Source organism: Candidatus Anaplasma sp. TIGMIC, from assembly GCF_028204095.1.
GTDB lineage: Bacteria > Pseudomonadota > Alphaproteobacteria > Rickettsiales > Anaplasmataceae > Anaplasma.
Genome location: NZ_JAQLOH010000048.1, coordinates 1 through 5,492, shown reverse-complemented (window position 1 = coordinate 5,492; position 5,492 = coordinate 1). Strand labels below are relative to the sequence as shown.

The window sequence follows — 5,492 nt, the reverse complement described above, 5'->3', positions numbered from 1 at the left end:
CTCAGACCTCAGACCTCAGACCTCAGACCTCAGACCTCAGACCTCAGACCTCAGAAAGGATTATCCTCTATGATTGCTGGTAGTAAACTTATTTTTGAACAAAACAAGCAAGTTTTCCAATAGGCAGTATACTTAACGTGTACTCACATATTGCGTATGCGGCTTTAAATGACACTCCAAACATAATAACCAATGCCTATAAAGCTATCGGAGCACATACTGCCTTTGAGTCAGGGTAAATCATGCTCCGAAACACATCATGCGTTTTTTTAAATATATGTCAAAAGCGCGGGAATGACTAAAATGGATCATGGCATCATTGAAACTATACGCTCTCTTGCCTGATAAGGAGCACACAAAAAACTCACGTAACAGCAGCTGCTCAATGAATCGATAACACAATCATGGGTGATAGAATTACTGTGGAATACGCCAACACTTGATAAGGACATATCCACCCATCACAAAAACAACTGGTCCATGGCGCAAAAAGTTGCGCAATCATCCGTATATGGCAATGCGCCTGTGATATTACACTTTCTGTCCCTAACAAGGGTCTGAGCAAAGATGTGCTGTGTTTAAGGCCTTCAACCCAAGTGATGCCATTCAATAAACACCGGAGTAAACCAGAATACACCACGCAGTTCCATGCTCTGCGGAGACGTCATAGCTTACAGATACATACCCTTGAGGTCTTGCATCACATGGGAAGGTTATCATGCTTGCGCCAAAAGCGATCAACCTTTTTATCTCGCAAGAGGTCAAGCGCAGAGTATATGCGCTCTCTTGTGGTAGATGGCACTATAACATCATCAATAAATCCTCTCGAAGCTGCAACATATGGGCAAACGACCTTGTCGTTATACTCCTGCACTAACTTCTTTAAGTACTCTTTATCTGTCTCCCTACGGAAGATTATACCAACGGCTCCCTCAGAGCCCATCACCGCTATTTCAGCGCTAGGCCACGCATAATTGACATCTCCACGCAGGTGTCTGGAATTCATAACTATGTACGCACCACCGTATGCCTTACGAACCACAACGCTGACTTTTGGCACAGTAGCTTCAGCATACGCATATAGCAGCTTTGCTCCATGGTCTATAATTCCTGAGTACTCCTGAGACAAACCAGGCAAAAACCCAGGTACATCTATAAGGGTGACAATGGGTATGTTGAAAGCGTCACAAAATCGCACAAATCTTGCAGCTTTCCTTGAAGAATCTATGTCCAAACATCCAGCCAAATGCATGGGCTGGTTCGCGACAATGCCAACTGCATAGCCACCTACCCTACCAAACCCTACTATCACGTTCTTGGCAAAATCGGGCTTTATTTCAAAAAACACGCCCTCATCACATACTTTGCGCACGAGCTCGTACATATCATAGGGAACCGTGCTGCTCTTAGGTATCAAAGTGTTAAGTGATTCATCATGCCTGTTCACAGGATCCGCAGTAGCTACAAACTTCGGAGAGCTTTTGTTATTTGGAGGTATAAACGACAAGAACTTGCGCACCTGGCTCAATGCATCAACCTCATCCGCAAACGCAAGATCGGCCACACCTGTTTTACGAGTATGCACAGCTGAACCACCAAGTTCCTCTTGGGTTACATCTTCAAAGGTGACCTTTTTTATGACATCAGGCCCTGTAACAAACATACAGGCCCCCTTTACCATGAAGATAAAATCCGTCAACGCCGGTGAGTACACAGCTCCACCCGCACAGGAACCCATAATGATAGAAATCTGCGGCACAACACCTGACATATCTACGTTTCGCTGGAAGATCTCACCATAACCTGAGAGAGAATCTACCCCTTCTTGTATCCTGGCTCCCCCCGAGTCATTAATCCCAATTACAGGAACGCCTATCTTAGCCGCAATGTCCATCACATGGCAGATCTTCTTAGCGTTCGTTTCGCTTAGAGATCCTCCAAAGACCGTAAAATCTTGGGAATATACGCAGACACGCTGTCCGTAAATGGAACCACAACCGGTAACCACCCCATCACCCGCAATTTTAGTCTCATCCATGCCGAAATTTACTGATCTGTGTTCTACGAACACCCCACTTTCTCGGAATGATTCTTTATCCAGCAGGACATCCAATCGCTCTCTAGCAGTGAGTCTACCTCTGCTATGTTGTTTTTCTATCCTAGTCGCGCCGCCACCAAGTAAAAGCTGAGATTTCTTGTTCTCTAACTCTTGGAGCACAGCGGAACTCATGACAAAACCTTAAGAACTAAATTGTTAATGAGTGATTATAGCAAAAATAAAAAATCTTTGGTCTTTTTATACTAAGTACTATCGCAATACGACAACAATCGCACACAACAGCCGTTTAGCATCAACATATTGACCGCGTTTAGTACCGCTTTTTTTTGAATTGGTCAACATATAGGAAGATACTTACCGAGACTGCGTAAGAGTAAAGGCAGCACAAAGCTGACAGTGAGCCCATTATATCACGCATTTGCGCACTACTTCTGGCATCTAACACAAAAATACGTGCTCCTGCCATTCTGTCTTTCACTGTGCACATACCCTCCACATGTGTAGCACTCACACCCCGATCTATTGTAGACCTTGAAGTGCCTGGGGAAGCCGCCTTCTGTCCCAAGTGGAGATCTATAATCCCTAATTGTGGAGCCCCCTGCTTCTATAGAAAGCCGCAATATCTCTCTTGTGGCATCTACTATACGCTGACAATCTTCAAGAGAAAGTGTTCTCATTTCCCGATTGGGCAGAATCCCAGCTCTAAAAAGGATCTCAGATGCATATATGTTCCCTATTCCAGAAACAATATCACTCCTCATCAAGGCGGTCTTTATGCTCAATTTGTTGCTAATGCTCAATATATAGTCAGCGCTAAAGCAATCAGAAAATGGGTCTGGCCCTGCCTTTTCACGCAGTGCCTCGTAGCCATGATTATCAACTACTGTAACCATGCCGAACCTGCGCGGATCATTAAAAACTATCCTGGAGCCATCATTCAGCGTTAAAATGACGTGGTCATGTTTTTCCGGGGAATACGAAGTCACGTACAAGATTCGGCCGCTCATTCCTAAATGAAAAATGACCTTTTCCTCTGCACTTATCTGCATTACCAAATACTTCGCCAACCTACGTACAGAATGAATCTTTTTACCCAATACAGATGCTGAGAAGTTATCGGGAATGCTGATCCGCAAGTCCCTCCTGTTGATCGTTATATCGCATATGCGCTTTCCTACTACGCTGTCAGAAAAAAACCTAGCGATGATTTCTACTTCTGGAAGTTCAGGCATGCGCACCACAAATTTCTTTCACTTTCACAAGGCAACGTGCATAACCTAAGACTCTGCGAGTTCTTGCTAATTGCCAGTAGGATATTGTTTCTCTTTGACTTACTCATAACAAAAAACTAAAATCCGGTTATGGCCGCTATGGTTCAGTGGTAGATCGCGTCTTTGGTAGAGACGAGGGCTTAGTTCGATTCTAGGTAGCGGCACTGGTAGAAATAACAGTTTTTTGTTATGGTGTGTAGTACTTTCATTGTACTATGTCACCGTGTTTTTTGCAGGCATGCACAGTGAGTGTAGTTACAAGGTTTGCTCCATCACCTACGGGTAGCTTACATCTGGGCGGAGCCCGGACTGCGCTTTTTAACTGGCTATTTGCTAAGAATAACAATGGGAAGTTTTTACTACGCATAGAAGATACAGACAAAAGTAGATCCTCTGAGGCCGTTGCTGAGTCGATCATTAGCGACATGGAGTGGCTTGGTCTTAAGTATGATGACGATATTGTGGTGCAATCTTCCCGGGTGGACCGTCATGTAGAAGTCGCACATAGTCTTGTAGCAATGGGTAACGCGTACATGTGTTACTGTTCAGAAGACGAAGTTAACAAACAAAAAGAAGAGGCTGAGAGTTCGGGAAAGTACTATAGGCACGTATGTCCGTGGAAACATCAAGTAGCTGAACATACAGAAGGTACAAAGCGAGGCGTTGTAAGACTCAAAAGCCCGGAAAATACCATACTCTCGTTCGAAGACGGTGTTTACGGAGTTGTGTCAGTAAATAGTGAACAGATAGATGACATGGTGATACTTCGCTCTGACGCAACACCTACATACCTGTTGGCTGTGGTTGTTGATGATCACGATATGGGGGTTACCCACATAATAAGGGGCTCAGATCACATTACAAATACGATCAAACAAATTGTACTTGCTGACGCGCTTGGGTGGCGCAGCGCGCAGTTCTTCCATATCCCCCTAATCCATGACGAAGATGGGGCTAAGCTCTCAAAACGAAACAAAGCACCAGGAGTACACGAGTACAGGGAGCTGGGATTCCTCCCAGAAGCAATATGTAACTATATGCTGAGATTGGGATGGAGCCACGAGAATAAGGAAATCGTCTCTATGGACGAGGCAGTAAAAATATTCTCCATGAAAGACGTTGGGGTTTCCAGCGCATGCTTGGATTACAAGAAGCTCTTATTTCTAAATCATCACTACATGTGTCAGAAAAGCGAAGAGGAACTTCTTGGTATGGTACTGCCCGTCTTGGAAAAAGGGCTTGGAGCCGGAATCACAGACGATAAGCGTGCACTGCTATCGCGTGGAATGAAGGGCTTAGTTGAACGAACCAAGACTATCACAGATCTTGCGAAGAACGCGCTTTTTTACGTACAGAGCGTGCCTATCAGCCTTGATGAAGAGGCATCAGAGGTAATACGCAACAGCGCATATGTCTTAGGAAATCTGCTGGACATACTGTCCGGAGTCCAGCCATCGCAGTGGGAAAAGAGCTACTTGTCGTCGCAAATCAAAAAGCTATCGACAGAGAAGGAGATACCTGCTCACAACATATATACCCTACTCAGATCCGCAATAACCGGCAAAGTGCAGTCGCCAAATATATCAGAAGTTATGGAAATTCTGGGAAAAGAAGAATGCCTTTCCCGGTTAGAGTTTCACACAAAGGCAAAGTAGCTGTAAGGTTACGGTACATATCGCGGAACAGGCGTCGTAAATTTATATAGATAAAGCACTCCTAGCATATGTTTTGTGAATGCACTCTGGTGACCCTTTGCACGCGAGCAGCCTAATAACAGGGCAATATCGCTGTCAGAGCAGCGTACTACGAAGCCCTAACTGTGTACGCTAAGTTATTACGGATATCGTATGAACCAGTACCAGGAGTGCTACATCTGCAGTGGCAAAGGCGTGTAACACGCTGTGTCTAGTGAATCACTACTACTCTGCGCATACAATGTCGCTACCCGGGCACTTATCGTAGTGCACTTATAAAACCAAAGACTGCCATAACCAGGTTGATCCGTACCAATAATAGACCTACACATTATAGCAATACGAAAACTAGAGATTTGAAAACTAAACGCCGACACAGTGCTATTTCATACTCAGCGCCCAAATCGGCGGCGCCATCAGCCCATCAGCCCATCAGCCCATCAGCCCATCAGCCCATCAGCCCATCAG

General features: G+C 44.9%; 3 protein-coding genes and 1 tRNA gene. 2 read left to right on the top strand and 2 right to left on the bottom strand.

The window, feature by feature from the left end; all coding sequences use genetic code 11:
• Nucleotides 1-700: 700 nt before the first annotated feature.
• Both PGW94_RS04295 and mutM read right to left on the bottom strand, forming a co-directional pair.
• Complete coding sequence (locus PGW94_RS04295) at nt 701-2,230, bottom strand: acyl-CoA carboxylase subunit beta (RefSeq protein ID WP_271758991.1); 1,530 nt, start codon at nt 2,228-2,230, stop codon at nt 701-703.
• 254 nt (nt 2,231-2,484) lie between these two features.
• Nucleotides 2,485-3,291 carry a bifunctional DNA-formamidopyrimidine glycosylase/DNA-(apurinic or apyrimidinic site) lyase gene (gene mutM, locus PGW94_RS04290; RefSeq protein ID WP_271758988.1) on the bottom strand — a complete coding sequence of 269 codons (807 nt, stop codon included), beginning with the start codon at nt 3,289-3,291 and terminating at the stop codon, nt 2,485-2,487.
• Nucleotides 3,292-3,423: 132 nt separating this feature from the next.
• Between mutM and PGW94_RS04285 the strand changes: the two genes are divergently transcribed.
• Nucleotides 3,424-3,494: transfer RNA gene (locus PGW94_RS04285), tRNA-Thr, on the top strand.
• 81 nt (nt 3,495-3,575) lie between these two features.
• A complete protein-coding gene (gene gltX, locus PGW94_RS04280; RefSeq protein WP_271758986.1) occupies nt 3,576-4,985 on the top strand; it encodes a glutamate--tRNA ligase in 1,410 nt (469 codons plus the stop codon).
• Nucleotides 4,986-5,492: the final 507 nt, after the last annotated feature.

What these genes read in the sequence shown, in the direction of transcription:
- PGW94_RS04295 (WP_271758991.1), bottom strand. Translation starts at nt 2,230, where the DNA reads ATGAGTTCCGCTGTGCTCCAAGAGTTAGAGAACAAGAAATCTCAGCTT.
- mutM (WP_271758988.1), bottom strand. Translation starts at nt 3,291, where the DNA reads ATGCCTGAACTTCCAGAAGTAGAAATCATCGCTAGGTTTTTTTCTGAC.